Annotated in this window: 14 protein-coding genes and 1 riboswitch; of the genes, 8 read left to right on the forward strand and 6 right to left on the reverse strand. The window is 63.2% G+C overall.

Features of this window, described 5'->3' with window-relative positions; genetic code table 11:
- Positions 1-161 precede the first annotated feature (161 nt).
- Positions 162-1,490 (reverse strand): MFS transporter, encoded by a 1,329-nt coding sequence (locus ACF8FB_RS17200; protein WP_350297853.1) that lies wholly within the window; start codon positions 1,488-1,490, stop codon positions 162-164.
- A 163-nt stretch (positions 1,491-1,653) separates the two neighbouring features.
- Here ACF8FB_RS17200 and ACF8FB_RS17205 point away from each other — a divergent pair, with 163 nt between their 5' ends.
- Together ACF8FB_RS17205 and ACF8FB_RS17210 are read left to right on the forward strand one after the other, a co-directional pair.
- Positions 1,654-2,751, forward strand: a complete 1,098-nt coding sequence (locus ACF8FB_RS17205; RefSeq protein WP_019438637.1) for a sugar diacid recognition domain-containing protein — start codon at positions 1,654-1,656, stop codon at positions 2,749-2,751.
- A gap of 141 nt (positions 2,752-2,892) precedes the next feature.
- Complete coding sequence (locus ACF8FB_RS17210) at positions 2,893-4,032, forward strand: glycerate kinase (protein WP_392510008.1); 1,140 nt, start codon at positions 2,893-2,895, stop codon at positions 4,030-4,032.
- 19 nt (positions 4,033-4,051) lie between these two features.
- Here ACF8FB_RS17210 and ACF8FB_RS17215 read toward each other — a convergent pair whose 3' ends face one another.
- Positions 4,052-4,951, reverse strand: coding sequence for a LysR substrate-binding domain-containing protein (locus tag ACF8FB_RS17215; protein WP_392510009.1), 900 nt, complete (start codon positions 4,949-4,951; stop codon positions 4,052-4,054).
- A 127-nt stretch (positions 4,952-5,078) separates the two neighbouring features.
- Between ACF8FB_RS17215 and ACF8FB_RS17220 the strand changes: the two genes are divergently transcribed.
- Positions 5,079-6,119, forward strand: coding sequence for an SMP-30/gluconolactonase/LRE family protein (locus ACF8FB_RS17220; protein ID WP_392511594.1), 1,041 nt, complete (start codon positions 5,079-5,081; stop codon positions 6,117-6,119).
- Here ACF8FB_RS17220 and ACF8FB_RS17225 read toward each other — a convergent pair.
- The 4 genes from ACF8FB_RS17225 to ACF8FB_RS17240 form a co-directional block, all read right to left on the reverse strand.
- Positions 6,109-7,089, reverse strand: coding sequence for a site-specific integrase (locus ACF8FB_RS17225; RefSeq protein ID WP_392511595.1), 981 nt, complete (start codon positions 7,087-7,089; stop codon positions 6,109-6,111). The two genes, ACF8FB_RS17220 and ACF8FB_RS17225, sit on opposite strands and share 11 nt — an antisense overlap.
- A 60-nt stretch (positions 7,090-7,149) precedes the next feature.
- Positions 7,150-9,465: a putative bifunctional diguanylate cyclase/phosphodiesterase gene (locus ACF8FB_RS17230; protein ID WP_392511596.1), complete on the reverse strand. Its 2,316-nt coding sequence runs from the start codon at positions 9,463-9,465 to the stop codon at positions 7,150-7,152.
- An 81-nt stretch (positions 9,466-9,546) separates the two neighbouring features.
- The gene (locus tag ACF8FB_RS17235) at positions 9,547-10,530 is read right to left on the reverse strand and encodes an SCO family protein (protein WP_392510012.1); all 984 of its coding nucleotides are present in this window, start codon (positions 10,528-10,530) and stop codon (positions 9,547-9,549) included.
- A 55-nt stretch (positions 10,531-10,585) separates the two neighbouring features.
- Positions 10,586-13,981, reverse strand: coding sequence for an Ig-like domain-containing protein (locus ACF8FB_RS17240; RefSeq protein WP_392510013.1), 3,396 nt, complete (start codon positions 13,979-13,981; stop codon positions 10,586-10,588).
- A 251-nt stretch (positions 13,982-14,232) separates the two neighbouring features.
- Positions 14,233-14,347, forward strand: a riboswitch (TPP riboswitch).
- A gap of 78 nt (positions 14,348-14,425) precedes the next feature.
- On the opposite strand from ACF8FB_RS17240, the gene ACF8FB_RS17245 reads away from it, so the two are divergent.
- From ACF8FB_RS17245 to codA, 5 genes are all read left to right on the forward strand, one after another.
- Positions 14,426-15,073: a TenA family protein gene (locus ACF8FB_RS17245; protein ID WP_010954070.1), complete on the forward strand. Its 648-nt coding sequence runs from the start codon at positions 14,426-14,428 to the stop codon at positions 15,071-15,073.
- Positions 15,070-15,735, forward strand: coding sequence for a thiaminase II (tenA, locus tag ACF8FB_RS17250; protein ID WP_049587920.1), 666 nt, complete (start codon positions 15,070-15,072; stop codon positions 15,733-15,735). Before ACF8FB_RS17245 ends, tenA begins: the two co-directional genes overlap by 4 nt.
- Positions 15,736-15,963: 228 nt before the next feature.
- A complete protein-coding gene (gene codB / locus ACF8FB_RS17255; RefSeq protein WP_010954072.1) occupies positions 15,964-17,229 on the forward strand; it encodes a cytosine permease in 1,266 nt (421 codons plus the stop codon).
- Complete coding sequence (locus ACF8FB_RS17260; protein ID WP_392511597.1) at positions 17,226-18,443, forward strand: PucR family transcriptional regulator; 1,218 nt, start codon at positions 17,226-17,228, stop codon at positions 18,441-18,443. The genes codB and ACF8FB_RS17260 overlap by 4 nt, the downstream gene beginning before the upstream one ends.
- A 4-nt stretch (positions 18,444-18,447) precedes the next feature.
- Entirely contained in the window at positions 18,448-19,689 is a 1,242-nt protein-coding gene (codA, locus tag ACF8FB_RS17265; protein ID WP_392511598.1) for a cytosine deaminase, read from the forward strand.
- The last annotated feature ends 2 nt before the right edge of the window (positions 19,690-19,691 follow it).

The raw sequence follows: 19,691 nt of genomic DNA on the forward strand, positions 1-19,691 counted from the left end.
CTTCTCCAAAGGGGCCTTTGGAACCATTTGACGCCTGGGGCGGGAAGGGGATGCGTTGAGCTGACGATCGGTGGAGGGTGTGGATTGGGTGGGCTTCATTGCTGGCTTGCCCGCGCCCATAGGCTTGAAAACCTGTGGGAGTGGGCAATCCGGCGAATGCCTCAACTCGCCCGGGCAGTACTCAGCGAACCCGCTCGTGTTACACGCAAGGCCACCAGGCTACCCAATACGATCAACGCCGCGAGCGAATACAGTGCGGCATCGGTTGAGCCGGTCTGGTCCTTGATGAACCCGACCAGGTACGGGCTGAGAAAACCCGCCATCTGGCCTACCGAGTTGATGATCGCCAGACCTGCCACGGCGGCTCCGGCACTGAGCAGCGCAGTCGGCATTGGCCAGAACATCGGCAAACCGGTAAGCGCGCCCATGGTGGCGATCGACAAGCCAAGAATGGCAATGGTCGGGTTGCCGGCGAAGTTCACCGCAATCAGCAGGCCGACGGCGCCCATCAGCATTGGCACCACCAGGTGCCAGCGGCGCTCGTTGCGCAGGTCGGCCGAGCGCCCGCAAAGGATCATGAATACACCCGCCAGCAGGTACGGGATGGCGCTGAGCCAGCCGATCAGCAGCGGGTTGTCGAAGCCCATGCTCTTGATGATCGAGGGTAGCCAGAAGTTGATCGCGTACACGCCGCTCTGGATGCAGAAGTAGACGAAGCCGAAGGTCCAGATCAGCGGGTTGGTCAACACCGCCAGCACGCTGTCGCTGGTGGTGCTCGGTTTGCTTGCAGCATCGGCCTGCAGGTCGGCAGCGATCAGCTGACGTTCAGCCGGGCTCAGCCAGGCGGCTTTCTGGTAGCCGTCACTGAGCAGGAACACCGCCAGTACGCCCAAGGCCACGGTCGGCAGGCCCTGGATCAGGAACATCCACTGCCAGCCGGCCAGGCCGTGCTGGCCGGCGGCGAAATGTTCGAGGATCCAGCCGGAGAACGGCCCGCCAAGCAGGCCCGATACCGGGATCGCCGACATGAAAAGGGCCATGATGCGGCCGCGCCGGGCCGCCGGGAACCAGCGCGAGAGGTACAGCACCACACCCGGGAAGAAGCCGGCTTCGGCAGCGCCGGTGAGCAGGCGCAGGGTGTAGAACTCGGTAGGGGTGGTGACGAACAGCAGGCAGGTGGACAGGCTGCCCCAGGCGATCATCATCAGCGCGATCCAGCGCCGTGGGCCGAAGCGATTGAGGGCCAGGTTGCTTGGCAGGCCACACAGTACATAGCCGATGAAGAAGATGCCGGCGCCAAGGCCGTACACCGTTTCGCTGAATTTAAGGGCGTCGAGCATCTGCAGCTTGGCAAAGCCGACGTTGACGCGGTCCAGGTAGTTGAACAGGTAGCAGATGAAAATGAACGGAATCAGCCGCAAGGTGATGCGTCGGTACAGCGCGTTGCGGGTGGTGTCCGTGCCTTGGTCAGGGGCGGGGCTGTGTGCCATGATCGGGTTCTCTGTTGTTATGGTTTTCGCCGCGTCGCCTGTTCCGGCGCTCGCCCTGACGAGTCTCGGGGACTGCGGCTAGCCTGTCTTTGTGCTTTTGCACAGCGCTTGGCCCAGGCTGCTGTGCCCGAGCCCAAAAGCCAAACACCTAAAGGACCCCGCAATGTTCGAACTCGACCATGACCTGGCGCAGGATATCGTTGACCGGGCAATGGCCATCTTGCCTTGCAACGTCAATGTCATGGACAGCCAAGGGTTGATCCTGGGCAGTGGTGAGCCTGAGCGCATCAACACCCGTCACGAGGGCGCGCAGCTGGTCTTGGCCAATGGCCGGATCGTCGAGCTGGATACCGACGCGGCCAAGTGCCTGAAGGGCGTGCAGCCCGGCGTGAACCTGCCATTGATGCTCGATGGGCGGCTGATGGGCGTGTTGGGCCTGACTGGCGACCCGCAGCAGGTGCGCACCTATGGCGAGCTGGTGCGCATGACCGCCGAAATGCTGCTGGCCCAACGCAATTTACAGGCTGACCAGCAATGGCGAAGGCAGCGCTGTGACGACCTGCTGGCGCTACTGCTCGGCGGCAGCGGTAACTCGCCGCGCTTGCTGGACGAAGCCCGTCAGTTGGGCCTGAAACCTCAGCTACCGCGGATACCGTGCCTGTTCGAGATTACTTCCGGGCCACCTGCCGAGGCGCTGGCCGCATGGTTGATGAGCCGTTATCCGGATAGCTGGTGCGTCAGCCCGGCTCGCCAGTCGTTGCTGTGGTGCCGCCCGGCAGGCGTGGCACTGGATGAACTGCGCCTGCTGGAACGCCTGCAACGCCACGGCTGGGACATTGAGCGACTGGCCCTTGGTAGTGCAGCGCAGAGCCTGGAGCAGTTACGCCGTGGTTACCGCCGGGTGCGTGACTTGCTGGCCTACGGCCGTGAGGTATTGCCCAGCGAACGATTGCTCAGCCTGCAGCGCTACCGGCTGCCGGCGCTGCTGTGGCGCCACCGTAACGACGACGCGCTGGACGAGCTGCTGGAGCCGTTGCAGCGCATCCGCGCCAAGGACAGCAGTGGCCAGTTACTCGCCACCCTGCGCGCCTGGTGTGCCCATGACGGCCAGAGCCAGTCCTGTGCCGATGCCCTGGGCATCCACCGCAACAGCCTGCGCTATCGACTGGAGCGCATAGCCGAGCTGGGTGAGGTCGACCCGCTACGCCTGGAGGGGATGCTCAGTTTGTATCTGGGGTTGCAGCTGTTGCCAGCTGACTGAAGTGTTCACTTGCCGACGATTGGGCCAGACCAGGCAAAAAGGCATCTGCCCAAACAACCCGGCCGGCGTTTTGTGCATTTGACCGAGGTCACCTTGGCTGCCACCTGTCAGCATGCCGCTCATCAGGACAGGAGAAACCCCATGAAGATCGTCATTGCCCCCGACTCGTTCAAGGACAGCCTCGACGCTGCCGGTGTCGCCCGCGCCATCGCTGCGGGCCTGAGCGAAGCGTGGCCGGAGGCTGAACTGGTCGAGTGCCCAATGGCCGACGGTGGCGAAGGCACCATGGAGGTGATCCTGGCCGCCAGCCGCGGTGAATTGCGCCGCCAGACCGTGCGCGGGCCACTGGGGCAGTACGTCGAGGCTGGCTGGGGCTGGTTGCCGCAAAGTCGCACCGCAATCATCGAAATGGCCCAGGCCAGTGGCCTGCAACAGGTGCCAACAGGCCAACGCGATGCTTGCCGCAGCAGCACCTGGGGTACCGGTGAACTGATTGCCGCAGCTCTCGACGCCGGCGCCCGGCGTGTGGTGCTGGCCATCGGCGGCAGCGCCACCAACGATGCCGGCAGTGGCATGTTGCGAGCACTTGGCCTGCGCCTGCTGGATGCTGACGGGCAAGCGCTGGAAGAGGGCGGCCTGGCCTTGGCCAAGCTGGCCCATATCGACGCCAGCGGCCTCGACCCGCGCCTGGCCGGGGTGCAGTTTGAAGTCGCGGCGGATGTCGACAACCCCTTGTGTGGCGCCAACGGCGCATCGGCGATCTTCGGCCCGCAGAAAGGTGCCAACCCGCAGCAAGTGGAGGCGCTGGACCACGCGCTGAATCATTTTGCCGACCATTGTGCGCTGCTGTTGGGCGAGGATGTGCGCGATTACCCTGGTTGTGGCGCGGCCGGTGGCATGGGCTTCGCTGCCCGGGCATTCATGGACGCGCAGTTTCGCCCTGGGGTGGAAGTCGTGGCTGAGCTGGCTGGCCTTGACGCCCTGGCACAAGGGGCAGATCTGGTGGTGACGGGCGAGGGGCGTTTCGATGCCCAGACACTGCGCGGCAAGACGCCGATGGGGGTGGCGCGGGTTGCCAAACGCCATGGCGTGCCGGTGGTGGTACTGGCCGGGACCTTGGGGGAGGGGTATCAGCAGTTGTATGCCCATGGGGTCGACGCTGTATTTGCACTGGCCAGCGGACCGATGAGCCTGGAGCAGGCGTGTGCAAATGCTGCCGCGCTGTTGCAGGCCAGGGCCTGTGATATCGGTCGGCTGTGGCGCTGCGCGAAGCGAGGCTGAACACCCTGTAGAAATGGCCTTATTGCTGAGTCTCGAACATGGCAATGAAGTTGGCCAGCGCTGGCGAAGCATTCTGGGCGCTCCATTTCATGTACAGCCCAAGCCCTGGGGCGGGCTGGCCATCGATAGGGCGTATTGGGCAAAACCGCACGCGTTCGCGCGGGGTCGAGCGGACGAACGACTCCGGCACCAGGGCCACGCCAAAGCCGCAAGCCACCAGACCCAGCAGGGTGTGGATCTGCGCCGCCTCCTGCACGACCTTGGGGTAGAACCCGGCCGACTCGCACAGCGCAACCAACTGTGCGTGGTAGCCCCCGCCCAGCGCTTGCGGGGTGAACACGAAGTCCTCATCGGCAAACTCGCGCAAGTCGACGGCCTCGAAACGCGCCATGGGATGGCTGGCGGGCAGCGCCATGACGATCTGCTCGTCAAGCAGCAAGCGAGCCTCCAGGGTGCCGACCGGCAGCGGTAGCCTGCGCATGAAGCCGATGTCCGCCTCGCCGGCCAGCAAGGCCTTGGCCTGAGAGGCAGATGGCATCTCGCGGATGGTCAGCTGTACGTTTGGATAAGTCTCCCGAAAGCGGCGCAAGCGGATGAGCAGCGAATCGTAATAAGCGATGGAAATGGCCGTGATGGTCAGTTTGCCGCTGACCCCCGCAGACACGTTGCGCGCGTACTCGATCCCTTGTTCCAGTTCAGCAAGCGTGCGGTAGGCGGTGTCGAGAAACGCTGCACCCGCTGCGGTCAGGCGCACCCCGCGCTTGTTGCGCAGAAGAAGGCCGAAACCGAGCTTTTCCTCGAGCCGGTTGATCGCCTGGCTCAGCGGCGGTTGCGCCATGTGCAGGCGCTGTGCGGCCTTGTGAAAGTGCAGCTCTTCGGCCACGGCGATGAACTGCCTGAGCAAGCGTGTTTCGATCATCCAGCATTCCTGCAGCGTGGCGACTCGGCGGTGATATCCATGGGATATCAAAGTTGCATGCTTTTAATATTAAGTCATTGATTTTTTTGTTGATATCGTAAGAAAGGAGAATTGAAGGTAGCCAGAAATGCCCGTTACTCACCTGGCCGGTGCGCTGTGCCATCCCACTGATTGCACCTTGCGCGCCAGCAATAGCCAGCACATCGCCACCCGCTTCAACGAACACAGCAGTGTCAGCCACACTCGGGACCTTGACCGTGTGCAGGTGGCCGAGCGCTGGAGCCGCATCAAGGAATGCAGTTACGTGCCGGTCAAAGTGGCCAACACGCGCGCGGACCTTGGTGAAAGCCTGGTCTGGGATGAACGCAGCGGCGTGCTGTACTTTGTCGATATCTCTGGCGGGCGCATCAACGGCCTGACACCCGATGGCGAAGTCGAGTGCCTTTACGAGTCTGCCGCGCGCATTGGCGCCCTGGCGCTGACCGACCGGGGCAACCTGATTTTCACCGAGGATGCCAGCGTAGCCCTCTTCGATGTGCCAACACGCAAGGTGAGCCAGCATTCGGCATCGGTCCATCCGCGCTCGACTTACCGCTTCAACGATGGCGCCTGCGACCCACAGGGACGCTTCGTCACCGGCCTGATGGACGAGGCCCTCAGTGACAATACCGGGGCGCTTTTTCGCTTTGACTGGCAGTTGAGCGACCAGGTGATTCACGATGACATGGGCTTGCCCACCGGCCTTGCCTGGTCGCAGGACGGCCATACGGTGTACTTCGTCGATTCGGCGGCGCGTGCGATCTACCGCGCCGAGTACCTCATCGAAGGCCGGCTGGGCGCTGTCACGCTGTTTGCCGAAACCCCCGCCGAACTGGGGCGGCCGGATGGTCTGGCGCTGGACCGCGAAGGCGGGCTGTGGGTGTGCCAGTACCATGGCAGCTGCCTGCTGCGCTACGACCGCCACGGGTACCTGACCGACCAGGTGTTGATGCCAGTACCGTGCCCCACCAGCTGCTGCTTTGGCGGGCCCGGGATGAACACCTTGTACATCAGCACCGCGCGTTACGACATGACGCCAGAAGACCTGCACCATTATCCGGACGCTGGCGACCTGTATGCCATCCGCCCGGAAACGGGCGGCGTCGCCAGGCACAGCTTCAAGGAATAAGCGGTTGCACCTGACTGGCCGGTAGCACGGCCAGATCGCCAAAACGCTGCGCCGAGTCGATGTAGCGCAGCGCCGACTTGGCGTCTTTCCAGCCCACATAGCTCATCAGCGACTTCAGTTCCCAACCATTGGCCGTGGCCCAGGTGGCGAAGCCACGCCGTAGCGAGTGGCCGGTATACAGCGCCGCCGGCACCCCGGCGCGTTCCAGCATGCGCCGCAGCAGGCCCACCAGGCTGTTGCTGTTGAGCGCGTTGTCGCCAAGGTTGCCCCAGCGGTCGAGTTTGCGGAACACCGGCCCATGGGCAATACCGGCGACTTCAAGCCATTGCAGGTAGGCAGTGACAGGGCACAAGGCCTTGAGCGCAGGGGTGCGGTGCTGGACGCCCAAGGCTTCGCGGTCGCCCTTGCTGCGTGGCAGGAAAAGCGTAATGCCGACACCGGCTTGTGCCTGGATGTGTTCGATGCGCAGGCGTGCCAACTCATCGCCGCGAAAACCACGCCAGAAACCCAGCAACAGCAAGGCGCTGTCACGGCGAGCCCGGCGCAGGGCTGCCAAATCATGGTGCTCGCGGGCTTGTCGGGCTTCTTCTTCGAAACACGTCACAGCGGTTTGCAGGTGTTGCAGCAACAGCGGGGCGGCCTGTTTGGGTGGCGTCGGGTGCAGGGTGCGGATGCCGCGTAGCACCTGACGCACCAATGGCGCCTTGGTCGGATCGGGGAAGCCTTGGGCGACGTGCCATTGGCTGAGCGCGGCCAGGCGTTGGCGCAGGGTACTGACTGCATGCTGGGTGGCGTGATCGGCCAGGTAGCGGGCGATACTCTCGGCGGTGGCCGGGAGAAAGCCGCCCCAATGGCTCTCGAAGTGCTCGATGGCGGCCTGGTAGCTGCGCCGGGTGTTGTCACGGGTGGCGGCGCGAAGGTAGCGCTCGATATCGGTCATGGTGCGGGTGTCGGTGTGTGATCGGTACACGATAAACCGAAATGCGTTGCCTGTCCTTGCCCAACGCCCTCGGCAAGCCTGCCGTTGCGCTCAGTACACGCATGCCTTGTCCTCGATACCGTTGAAGGGCGGGTAAGCCCACAGCTGCGGCAGCGACAGTGGCCGGCTGAAGTGGTAGCCCTGGGCGATATCGCAGCCGGCAAGCTTCAGGTACACCACCTGTTCACGGGTTTCCACCCCCTCGGCCACCACTTCCAGGCCCAGGCGCTTGGCCAGGATGATGGTGGAGGACACGATTGGGCTGTCGTCATGGCTGTTGGACAGCGCCGCGATCAGCGATCGATCGATCTTCAGCTTGCTCAGGGGCAGTGAATGCAGGTGGGCAAAGCCGGCGTAGCCACGGCCAAAATCGTCCAGACTGATACCCAGACCTGCGCCGCGCAACGTATGCAGGTGCGCCACCGCCGTGCCTTCGGGGTCGAGGATGGTGGTTTCGGTAATTTCCAGCTCCAGCTGCTGAGGCGCGATGCCATGATGCTGCAACTTGCTCAGCAGCCGGTCAGCGAAGTCGGCTTGACGCAGTTGCAGGGCGGAGACATTGACGGCCAGCCGTGTCTTGCGGCCTTGGGCATCCCAGCTCGACAAGGCTTCACAGGCCAGCTGCAGTACTTCCCAACCCAGCTCGACTATAAAGCCACTGCGCTCGGCCAGGTCGATGAAGCGGTCCGGGTACAGCAGGCCGAACTCGGGGTGGTCCCAGCGCACCAGCGCCTCGTAACCCTGCACCTGGTGGGTGTCGAGGCGCATCTGCGGCTGGTAGTGCAGCACGAACTGGCGTTCGGCCAAGGCACTGCCGAAGGCCTGTTCAAGGGTGAACGCCTGGATATCGGCCAGGTTCAGCGAGGGGTCGAAAAAGCGATACTGCGCGCGCCCTGCCTGCTTGGCCGAGTACATTGCCGCATCGGCACTGCGTATCAGGCTGTCGATGTCCTGGCCATCACGCGGGCAGATGCTCACCCCTACACTGGGGCTGGTGTTGACCTCTTGGCCATCCAGGGCGTAGGTGGCCGACAGTTTCTGCACCAGTTCGTGGACCCAGGCGTTGATCTGCTCCTCGCTGCGCTCACCGGCCAGCAACACCACGAATTCGTCGCCGCCAAACCGCGAAGCCTCGTCGCCGGGCTCCAGCAGGCGCTGGATACGCCCGGCCACAGCCTGTAGCAGCAGGTCACCAATCTTGTGGCCGAGCGAGTCGTTGATCGACTTGAAACGGTCCATGTCGATGAACAGGATCGCCATCAGTCGGCGCTTGCCACGCTGCCGAGTCAGCACCTGGCTGGCCACTTCGACGAACTGGCGGCGGTTGTGCAGGCCACTGAGGTGGTCGGTGGCGGCGGCGTGGCTGCTGCGCCGATGTTCGTCCTCCAGGCGCACGATCAGCTGCTGATTGACCTGCTGGGCATGTTCCAGCGCGTCGAACGCCTCCTGGCGCTTGCGCAGCAGGCGCAAGGTCCATAGCAGGCTGGCCAGGATCATCAGGGTCATGCTCAGGTTCAACCAGAACTGCCGGGAATAGGCCAGCGTCGAGGGTGCGAGGATTTCTGCCTGGCGCTGGCTGACCACCACGCTGAAGCCTTGCTCGGGTACACGGCGGTACACGCTTTGGTAGGCATCACCCGCTACGTACTGGGTCAGCATGCCCGCTTCGGTGTTTAGCGCCGGCAGCGGGGGCTGCAATAGGTCGCCGGCAGTCACCACGCCGCTGTTGTCGATGCGCAGCCGCTCCAGGCCGTCATCCTGCAGCAGACGCACCAGGCCACTGTTGCCCAGGTCGATAGACTGGAACAGCACCGCCAGGTAGCCGACGTCCAGATGCACCAGCAAAATGTTGTCGATTTCCCGGCCGGTCGAATTGGTCAACGGCAGCAGGAAGGGCAGGCGCCAAGTGGGCAGGGCAGCGGTTTGGCTGACAGGTTTAATGCTTGGCAGGAAAGGTTTGAAACCGTAGCGATCAATGTGCCGCTGCAGTTGGCGCAACCAGTCTGCCGGCAACTCGGCGGCCTCATCGGTATGGCTGGCCGCTAGCAGCCGGCCTTGTCGGTCGTACAGGCTCAAGCGCTTGAACACAGGGTCTGCTGCCAGGCTGAGGTTGCCTTGGCGCCGCGCTTTCATGTCGTCCTGGGTAACACGACCCATCGCCTGGGCGCGGTCGACAAGCTGTCGGAGGTTTTCGCCCACGATGCTGGCCAGGTTCAGGTGCTCGATGGCCTTGGCCGACAGTGCATTCTGTCGGGCGGCGGCTTTCTGGGTGACGTGCAGCCCCCAGAGAAAGGCCAGGGTCGCTGCACAGAGCATCAGGATAAGCAGTCGCAGAAGGCTGGTGGAGGAAAGCGAACGGCGAATCACTGCTGATAGTTCCCGACCCTGGGTGATGCTCGGAAAATACGACAATAAGATGACAGCCTGATGACTGGTGGCCAATAGCCTTTAGGGGATTCCCCTATTTTTCACGGGCGTCTGCAGGCGAGCCGTTTCCTCCTCGAGGTAGCTTATCAATGCGCTGACTTCGGCATCGCCCAAGCGCATGTTGGGCATGGCCAGGCGGTTGTATTGTTCGAACAGCAGCATGGCCAAGGGGTCTTTTTCGGCCAGCATCTGGTCGGGCACCTTCAGCCAGCGGACCAGCCAGTTGGCGTCACGCTGACGGGTCACGCCCAGCAGGTCGGGGCCGATGCCTGGCTGGCCTGGCTCGGTGTTGCCCACGGTATGGCAGGACGAGCAACGGGTACGGAATATCTGCTCGCCGCTGCTGGGTGAGCGGATTTGCGGAGCCTGAGCGTAGTCATTGCTCTTGGCGCTGGCCTGCTTCCAGTTGTGCAGGCTGTTGCCCAGGCGGTCGGCGAGGATGTACGGGCTTTCGAAAGGCGAGGCTTTCATCCAGCGGCCGGTGGCCTGGTTGCCGATGATGAGGCTCAGGTTGTGGTCTTTGGAGCGGCCGTTTTCCAGGCCATCGATCCACAGCCCCAGGCTGCGGCGTAGTTGCTCGATGTCGTCGGGTTCGCCGGTCAGCAAGGTCCAGCCTGGGCCGATGCCGAACTTTTCGGCATAGCGTTTGAGGGTGGCGGGGGTGTCGTTATAGGGATCGATGCTGATGGAGTAGAGGAAGATGTCTTTGCCGACCCGGTCACCGAGGATTTTCTGTACCTGGCGCAGGCGCGCGGTTTCCACTGGGCAGGAATCGGAGCAGCCGGTAAAGATGAAGTTGATGGCGACCACCTTGTCCTTGATCAGGTCGTCGAAGAAATGCACTTTTTCGCCATCCTGGGTGAGCAGGGGGATGTTGGGGAAATAGCTGGCACCCCAGGGAGAAGCCGCTGCTTCGGCCACCGTTCGTTGGGGTTGCAACGGCCAGAACGGAATGCTGGTGGCGAACAACGCCAGTACCAGCAGGAATCGCCATGAGCCGGGCATGATGCGGTCCTCGTGGGTTGGCTGATGGGGGCCGCATGGCGGCCCCGCTTTGCACTCACTTGTATGTGACTGGCGCTGTCACCGTCTGGCCCAGCGTTGATTTCACCGTGACCGTCGCTGGCGTGGCCGGGCCAAAGCCGGTGGTGGTCACCGATACTCGCCAACGGGCCCCCGTAGCCGTGGCAGTCAGCGTCGCGTTCCCCAGGCTTACCGGACCACCGGTGGTTGCTGCAGTCACGCTGATGCTGTTGCCCGTGGCCACCGTGGTTGTCCCCTGCACATCCCAGGTGAACCGGTTCCCGCTACGCAGTTGCACTGTGGCACTGGTGACCTTGAGCTCGTCGGCCGCCACTGCTGGGGTGACGGCGATGCTGACCGTGGCCGGGGTCACCGAGTCGGCCCCCTTGGTATCACGCGCCGTGTAATTGAAGCTGGCCGTGAACGGCGTGGCGACCGTAGCGGGTGGGGTGTACGTCACTGTGCTGCCGTCCGTGCTCACGGTACCCTGGCCGGAGTCCGGCTGGCTGAGGCCGGTGACCGTGAGCGGTACGTTGCCGTCCGGGTCGCTGTCGTTGGCCAGCACGTTCAGGGTGATCGGCTTGCCTGCAGTCGTTGCGGCACTGTCGTTGGCCACGACAGGTGGTTTGTTGGCCGGGTCGTCATCGTCGTCATCGGTTTTGGTGCGGAACGTTGGCAGGCCTACCGAGGCCATGTAACGCACGCCATCCCATCCTGGCAGCGGGGTGGGCATTACCTGGAACTGCCCCGGGTGTTCAAGGTCCCAGCGCAGCAGCATCGAAGAGTCCTCGTGCTGGGTGTTGTGGCAGTGCTCCATGTAGGTGCCTGCGAACTCGCGGAAGCGGATGGCCATTTCCACCTCTTCGGACGAATCAGGTTCCGACCCGATACGGTACACATCCTTGCGCGCCCATTTTTCCCATTCTGGCGGGGCCTTGCCGTCGCGGCTAAGAATCACGCCTTCCTCGAAGTGCACGTGTACCGGGTGGCTCCAGCCATTGCCGCCGTTGACGATTTTCCACACTTCCAGGGTGCCGTCGCCGCTGAAACCACCGTCGGTGGACTGGTTGGCCAGTTGCGGTGCGGCACTGATACGGCGTGGGTCCATGCTGTAGCCAAAGCCGCCGTCGGTCTTGATGGTCCACGGGGTGGTGTCCGTGCCGTCAGAGCGGCCAAAGATGAACTCGCGGTGGCGGGCATCCTTGAGTTTGGCCTGGTCGGCTGCGGCGTCGCGGTCAATGGGCAGGGGCAGCATTTTCAGGCCAGCAGCCTTGCCTGGCTTGGCCGGCTCATAGGCTACCGGGTCCATGCTCAGGTCCTGGCCGGTGTACGGCTGCACCCACAGTTGCAGAAACTTGCCGACAGCCGGGTCGCCGTTGTCCCACTGCGGGCCTTTGCTGGTCTGCTTGATTACCGCCTTGTATTTTTCCGACAGCACGTCGGCCAACGGGATAGCTTGCTTCGGACCTTTGCCGGAGTCGTGCTCCATCAGGTTGACGAAGTACAGCTTGTCGCCTGCCTTGATGCCGTTCTTGGCGAAGTTGATGATGATGTCGTAGCGCTCGGCAATGGCCTGCAACGGCAAGACGCCGTTGTTGTCCTGCAGGTTGCCGTCACCATTGAGGTCCATCGTGCCGTCGAATGGCACCGCGTGTTCCATGATATTGCCGTCGTTGGCGATCATGTGGAACGGCACCCGCGCATACGACAGGTTGGAGCCGGACGGGCCTTTGAACTCACCGCTGTTACCGGCAATCTCCCGCACCACGGCGAACTTGAAGTAGCGCGACACCGAGCCGTTGAGGAGACGGAAACGGTAACTGCGCGCACGCACCTTGAGCCTGGGCTTGTACTGCCAGTTGACCAGAATCTGGTCAGCGAGGAAGCCGTCCGTGTTGAACGGGTTGAACCACAGCTGGCCATTGGCATCCCAGGCTTTGTCGGCAATCACCAGGTTGACGTCATAGTCACGGTTACCCCAAGGCATGGCTGAACCGCTTGGGAAGCGCAGGTTGACGCCGTCCTGCAGGGCCTCGTTGCCGCGGTCCAGGGCGCTGTAGTAGTTCATCATCACGGCGTTGCCTTTGTAGACGTTCTGCGCCGTGAAATCCATCATGTGGTCGTGGAACCAGTGGGTACTCATGGTTTCGCGCCAGTCGCCACGAATCTTGATGCTGCCGTTCTCGCAGGTTTTCAGGCCCGGTGAACCATCGTTGACGAACAAGGTTTCACCCGGCGAGCAGGGGAAAGCGGCACGCGGGTCCTGGGCACGGGTGTTGATGGTGTCGTAGCCGGCCAGCTGCACCGGCCAGCGGTAGTCGTAGTACTGGCCGGGGAAGAAGTACGCGTTGGCAAAGCCGTCGCTTTCGGCCGGGGAGTGGCCGTTGTGCTCGTGGGTCGAAATGGTATGCAGGCCAAAGCCACCGTTGGCCGAGGGGTCAATTGGCAGGGCGTTGTAATGGCGCATCAGGATCGGCTGGCCGTAGCGCACCATCAGCAGTTTGGGCGGGAAGGTGCCGTCGAAGGTCCACAGCGATTTGTGGTTTTGCAGCGGCATGTTCGGATGGAAGCGTGTGTCGATGCCCTTGGTGGTGCCCAGCGTGGTCGGAATGTCGGAGGTCTGGTAGTACAGGCCTCCCGGGGCGAATTCACCGACGGCATAGTTGTGCAGTTGCTTGCGGTCGCGCAGGCCGAGGTTGATGCGCGCACCGGCCTGGGCGGTCTTGAACGCTGCCTGCGGGTAGAACTCGTTCCAGCGCTGGTGCGACCAGCCTTTTCCTGGTGGCCGGCCTTCAGCGGGCGAGCCGACCGGCTGGCGGTTGAGGAACATCTCGATCTGCGCCTTCCATGGGTTGCGGTCCAGCACGTTGGCGTACTGGGTCGGGAACGGGTACAGGCCGGGTTGCTTGAGGAACGCTTCCAAAGCGCTGCCACTGGGTCCGCTGCGTGCCACCACGTTGGGGTCTTGCGCGGGGGCCGCGCCGAGGGTCGGTACCGGGAAGGTCAGATCGGGCACCGGCGTGGTCGGGTCGAGCTTCTCTGACCCGAATTCTTCGAACAGTAACAGTTGCTGGGTGAATGGTTGCGCACCGAACAACGGGCTGGGTTTGCCGTTGGTAGGATACTTGTCCGACGTTTGCAGGGCAGGTGGCAGCACGTTGTCGGTGCGGACTGTGTTGCGGTCGCCATACACGCCATCGGTCAACTCCAGCGAGCCTTCGTTGGCCTCTGGCATGGTGTTCAGCTCAAGCAAGGCAGACGTCGGGTCGTCCGGCTGGTCGGTGTAGGCCGACGGGTCGGTTGGCGGGGGCATGCTGTTGTCGTCGAGGGGAGAGGCCATGGCCGTGATCAACCCGAGGCTGATCATCAGTGCAGTGACAGAGGTCAGTTGGAACGCGCGTCTGGACGCGTGGCTCACAGCAGGTGTTTTCATTGGCTTAAGCCTCTTTTTGCGGCCTGAGGGCCTTAGGCCATCAATGGCGTTTTGCCCGTTAAATGGCCATCAGCAACAGCTATGCCAACAGATATTTCAGTAATCCTTTGACATACAAAACCTTGCGGCGTCTGGCGTGCACTCAAAGATGGCGCGTCAAGAATGGGGACAGATACCCATTAGCGGGTCACCATTGCCCACAGTTTGGGGAGTTGGACTAGTGACAGGCGCGGCGCCCTCGGGTATACCTGAGCGCCACCAAGGGGAGCCCGGCAATGGGCTGAGAAACCGCTGAACGCTACAGCGCGGTGACCCTTCGAACCTGATCCGGATCATGCCGGCGAAGGGATGGGGCTTGTAACCTGCCTTTTTGCCGGCCTCACTGCGAGGCCAGTCCATGTCAATTGCCAAGGTCTCGCTGTCACCCTCATCAAGGACAGCAACATGACCGAACGTTTCAGCCAGTCCCTGCGCCGCCAGAGCGAGCCGACCTGGTCGGCGGCCGTTGGCCACCGTTTCGTGACCCGATTGTGCGACGGCAGCCTGCCTGACCCGATCATGGTCGACTACCTGGTCCAGGACCACCGTTTCCTCGACAGCTTCCTGACCCTGCTGGGCGCGGCCATCGCCACCGCTGACACGTTTGAAGCCCGCCTGCGCTTCGGCCGCTTTGCCGGGATGATCTCCAGTGACGAGAACACCTATTTCCTGCGTGCCTTCGAGGCCTTGGGTGTCCGCCCGGCGCAACGCAGTGAACCGGCCGATACCGCGCCTACCGCAGGTTTCAAGGCGATCATGCGCGAAGCGGCAGCCACCCGTTCCTACGCAGCGGCACTGGCGGTGCTGAACGTTGCCGAAGGCCTGTACCTGGACTGGGCGCTCAAGGCGCCGAAACCGATGCCGGACAACTTCGTCCATGCCGAGTGGATTACCCTGCATGACAACCCGGCATTCCAGGCATTCGTCGCTTTCCTGCAGGCCGAACTCGACCGCGTCGGCCCGCAGGAGGCCGCATTGGCAAGTGACTTCTACCAGCGCACCGTGGCGCTGGAGCTGGCTTTCTTCGATGCTGTGTACCCGGAGGGCAAATGAGCATGGATATCTTCGAGCGCCTCAAGGCCGCTGCCACGCCACAATGGAACCGCTACGTAGACCATGACTTCGTGCGGCAGATGGGCGCAGGCACGCTGAGCGAGGAAGCGTTCCGTACCTACCTTGTGCAGGATTACCTGTTCCTGATCCAGTTCGCCCGCGCCTGGGCGTTGGCCGCCTACAAAAGCCGCCGCCCGGCCGACATTCGTGCGGCGCAGGCCGGGCTGTCGGCGATCCTGGATGAAACCGAGCTGCACTTGCGACTGTGCGCGCGCTGGGGCTTGACCCAGGCAGACATCGAGGCCGCGCCAGAGCATCAGGCCACGGTGGCATACACCCGTTATGTGCTGGACTGCGGCGCAGCGGGCGATCTGCTGGAGCTGCATGTGGCACTGGCACCTTGCGTGATCGGCTATGCCGAAATCGGCCGGACCCTGGCCGAGCGCATTGGCGACTTGAGCAATCACCCCTACCGCGAGTGGATTGGCGAGTATGCCGGGGAGGGCTACCAAGGGGTGGCCGCAGCAGCGCGCAAGCACCTGGATGAACTGGCCGCGCGCAGCATGACCGAGCAGCGGTTCGCCGAACTGGCAGGGATTTTTGGCCAGGCCTCCAGCCTGGAGGCGGATTTCTGGCAAATGGGGTTGGACGGGACCGTGTAAACCGCCGTGGGCTGGGTGATTACTACCCAGCCCAGGACCGCTTTGGTGCATGGGCGCCTCAAAATAAGTCGTCCCGCACACTCCAGATCGTCAGATCGCAGCTTTAATGTGCACAGTGCATATGGATTTCTGGGCGAACAGCCCGATTTCTTCCGGGTGGCGGCGCAGGAAAAAGCGGCCCGCATATTGCTCTTTCTGCTCCCAACTACAAACCCGGAGCCCCGTGCAATGAGCTCACCCAGCGAATTTCCCCTCAGCGAAGCCCCCCAGTCCGCCCGCAAGGGCCTGCTGCCGATCGCGATGGTCTTGTTCAGCTTCACCTTCTTTACCGGCACGATGTTCGCCGGCGGCAAGCTGGGCATGGCATTCAGTTTTGTCGACATGCTGTGGGTGGCTACCCTCGGCAACAGCCTGCTGGCCTTGTATGCCGCAGCGTTGGCCTTCATTGCCTCGCGCAGCGGGCTGAATACCGTGTTGATGGGGCGCTTCTGTTTCGGTGAAGCGGGGAGCCGGCTCTCGGACTTTCTGCTGGGTTTTGCCGAACTGGGCTGGTATGCCTGGGGTACGGCCACGGTGGCGATCGTGCTGGTCAAGCTGCTGGGGCTGGCGGATGGCTTCGGTATGCCGTTGATGGTGCTTTTCGGGCTGGGTTTCAGCATTACGGCCATTATCGGTTTCAAGGGGCTGGACCTGCTGTCGCGGGTGTCGGTGCCATTGATGTTCGTGCTGCTGTTGGTGTCCATGTACATCGCCACCCGCGATGCCGGTGGCTTTGCCGGCCTGGCTGCAGTCGTCCCGCATGAAACCATGACCTTTTCGGCGGCAGTGACCATGGTCTTCGGCACCTTCGCCAGTGGCGCCACCCAGGCCACCAACTGGACACGGCTGGCACGCAGTGGCCGGGTAGCGGTGATCGCCAGCGGGGTGGCATTCCTCCTTGGCAACGGCCTGATGGTGGTGGCCGGGGCGTGGTGCGCGATGGTTTACCAGCAGGCCGATATCGTCGACGTGATGATGCTGCAGGGCCTGTCGTTCGCGGCCGTGGTGATGCTGTGCCTAAACCTGTGGACCATTCAGGGGCCGACCATCTACAACGTGTCGGCCGCCGCCTGCCACTTGTTGCGCAGCGAGCGCCGGCGCACGGCAACGCTGGTGGCGGCCGGGGTTGGCATTGTGCTGGCGATGGGTGGCATGTACGAAATGCTGATCCCGTTCCTGGTGCTGCTGGGGTCGATCATTCCGCCGGTGGGTGGGGTGATCATGGCTGACTTCTGGTATCGCCACCGCGGCAAATACCCGCCACTGTGTACGGCAAACCTGCCTCGCTACAACCTCACCGGGCTGTTTGCCTATGCCGTGGGCGCTGTACTGGCCTATGCCTCACCGTGGGTCGCGCCGCTGGTGGGCATCGCCGCCTCGGCAGTGTGCTACATCGTCATTCTGGAGCTGGGCGCACGCCGCCGCGCGCCGGGCCAGGCGGGCGTCGAGCCGTGAGCCTGGCGCTGGACGAGATACTGCATTTGCCCGGTCTGCACGAAATGCAGGTGCGGGCCGGAGCGCGCAACCTGCAGCGGCGGGTACGCTGGCCTTACGTGGCGGAGAACGAGGGTATCGCCGAATGGGTGATGGGCGGTGAACTGGTATTCGTCACCGGCATCAACCACCCGCGCGGCGAAGCCAACCTGCTGAGCCTGGTGGAGGATGGCGACGCCGTGGGCATTGCCGGCATGGTGATTCTCACCGGCGGCAGTTTCATCCAGAGCATCCCGGCGCCCGTTGTCGCGCGCGCCGAGCAGTTGGGCTTGCCACTGATCGAACAGCCCTACGCGCTGAAGATGGTGGTGGTCACCCACCTGATCGGCACTGCACTTGTGCAGATGAGCCAGGTACGCCGCTCGCGCAACGACATCCTTGGCCAACTGCTCACAGGCGACTACCCGAGCCTGGCAATTGCCCGGCAACGGGCAGCACACCTGCAACTGGCGCTGGATAAACCGCGGCGCCTGCTGGCGTTGCGCCTGACGGGCGTGGACGGCTTGTTCGAGCGCCACGGCCTGGCGTACGGCGAGCGTACCTGGCAAGCCACCCGCCAGGCCCTGGAAGACCAGCTCGAAGCCTGGTGCCGCCAGCGCCCCGGCAGTGTGACGGCGCAGTTGCCGGGCGACCTGTTCGTGGTGCTGCTGGCCGATACACAGGACTTACCCGAGACGTTGGGCGCGCTGTACCGGCAGCTGCAAGCCGCGACAGGTGAACTGGGCCTCTACATGGGTCTGTCGAGCCTCGCTGACGATTGCGCGCTCTATCGCCAGGCCCTCAACGAGGCACGCCAGGCGCTGGATGTGGCGCAGCATCTGCGCCCGGCCAACGGCTATTGCAACTTCAGCGAGCTCGGCGTATTGCGCCTGCTGCAAGGTATTGTCGACCGTTCGCTGGTCGATGATTTCGTCAGCCGCACCCTCGGCCCGCTGATCGCCCCTGGACGCAAACACGCCCATGCTTTGGTGCATACCCTCGACGCCTTGCTCATGGAAAATGGCAACGGGCTCAAGGCCGCACAGCGTCTGGGGCTGCACCGCAACACGATCAATCAGCGCATCCAGCGCATCGAACAACTGAGCGGGCAGTCGCTGGACGACCCGCTTTTTCGCATGAATGCTTCGGTCGCCATGCTGGTATGGCGCATGAGCGAAGCCCACGGCAAGGAGTAACTGCATGAACATCATCAACGCACGCCTGCGCGGCAAGCCTGGCCTGTTCCGCGTCGAACTGAACGGCGAGCGCATTGCCGCCATCGTGCCCCAGACCGACGTCGTGGCTTCCGCTATGGTCAATGACCTGGACGCCGGGCAAAACCTGGTGGTCGCGCCCTTTGTCGAGCCGCACATTCATCTTGATGCCACGCTGACCGCGGGTGAGCCGAAGTGGAACATGAGCGGCACGTTGTTCGAAGGCATTGAACGCTGGTCGGAGCGCAAGGAAATCACCACTCACGACGACATCAAGACCCGTGCGAAAAAAACCATCGGCATGCTGGTGGACCACGGTATCCAGCATGTGCGCACCCATGTCGATGTGACCGACCCGAAACTCACCGCGCTCAAGGCCATGGTCGAGGTGCGTGACGAGGTGCGTGAGCTGATCGACCTGCAGATTGTCGCCTTTCCGCAGGAGGGCATCGAGTCGTACGCCAACGGCCGGGCGCTGATGACTGAAGCCGTGGCGATTGGCGCCGATGTCGTCGGCGGCATTCCGCATTTCGAAAATACCCGCGACCAGGGGGTATCGTCGGTGAAGTTCCTGATGGACCTGGCCGAGCGCACCGGCTGCCTGGTGGATGTGCACTGCGACGAGACCGACGACCCGCAATCACGCTTCCTCGAAGTGTTGGCCGAAGAAGCACGGGTACGCGGCATGGGGCCCCGGGTTACGGCCAGCCACACCGTGGCCATGGGCTCGTATGACAATGCGTATTGCTACAAGCTGTTCCGCCTGCTCAAGCTGTCGGGCATCAACTTCGTGTCGTGCCCGACCGAGAGCATTCACCTGCAAGGGCGCTTCGACAACTACCCGAAACGTCGTGGTGTGACCCGCGTGGCCGAGATCGACCGCGCCGGCATGAACGTGTGCTTCGGCCAGGACTCCATCGTCGACCCGTGGTACCCACTGGGCAATGGCAATATCCTGCGCATTCTCGAAGCCGGCCTGCACATCTGTCACATGCTTGGGTATGAAGACCTGCAGCGCTGCCTGGACCTGATTACCGACAACAGCGCCCGCACCCTGAACCTGGGCGAGCGCTATGGCATAGAGGTAGGGCGGCCGGCGAACCTGTTGCTGCTGTCGGCGCCGGATGATTACGAGATGGTGCGCAGCCAGGGGCACGCGTTGGTGTCGGTACGCAATGGCAAGGTGCTGATGCAGCGCACGCCAGCGCAGGTGCAACGTTTGCGCTGACG

The organism is Pseudomonas sp. yb_2 (genome assembly GCF_043103905.1).
Classification (GTDB): Bacteria; Pseudomonadota; Gammaproteobacteria; order Pseudomonadales; family Pseudomonadaceae; genus Aquipseudomonas; species Aquipseudomonas alloputida.

Bases quoted from the DNA above. Each gene is read 5' to 3' on its own strand.
- ACF8FB_RS17200 (WP_350297853.1), bottom strand. From the start codon at position 1,490: ATGGCACACAGCCCCGCCCCTGACCAAGGCACGGACACCACCCGCAAC.
- ACF8FB_RS17205 (WP_019438637.1), top strand. From the start codon at position 1,654: ATGTTCGAACTCGACCATGACCTGGCGCAGGATATCGTTGACCGGGCA.
- ACF8FB_RS17210 (WP_392510008.1), top strand. From the start codon at position 2,893: ATGAAGATCGTCATTGCCCCCGACTCGTTCAAGGACAGCCTCGACGCT.
- ACF8FB_RS17215 (WP_392510009.1), bottom strand. From the start codon at position 4,951: ATGATCGAAACACGCTTGCTCAGGCAGTTCATCGCCGTGGCCGAAGAG.
- ACF8FB_RS17220 (WP_392511594.1), top strand. From the start codon at position 5,079: ATGCCCGTTACTCACCTGGCCGGTGCGCTGTGCCATCCCACTGATTGC.
- ACF8FB_RS17235 (WP_392510012.1), bottom strand. From the start codon at position 10,530: ATGCCCGGCTCATGGCGATTCCTGCTGGTACTGGCGTTGTTCGCCACC.
- ACF8FB_RS17240 (WP_392510013.1), bottom strand. From the start codon at position 13,981: ATGAAAACACCTGCTGTGAGCCACGCGTCCAGACGCGCGTTCCAACTG.
- ACF8FB_RS17245 (WP_010954070.1), top strand. From the start codon at position 14,426: ATGACCGAACGTTTCAGCCAGTCCCTGCGCCGCCAGAGCGAGCCGACC.
- tenA (WP_049587920.1), top strand. From the start codon at position 15,070: ATGAGCATGGATATCTTCGAGCGCCTCAAGGCCGCTGCCACGCCACAA.
- codB (WP_010954072.1), top strand. From the start codon at position 15,964: ATGAGCTCACCCAGCGAATTTCCCCTCAGCGAAGCCCCCCAGTCCGCC.
- codA (WP_392511598.1), top strand. From the start codon at position 18,448: ATGAACATCATCAACGCACGCCTGCGCGGCAAGCCTGGCCTGTTCCGC.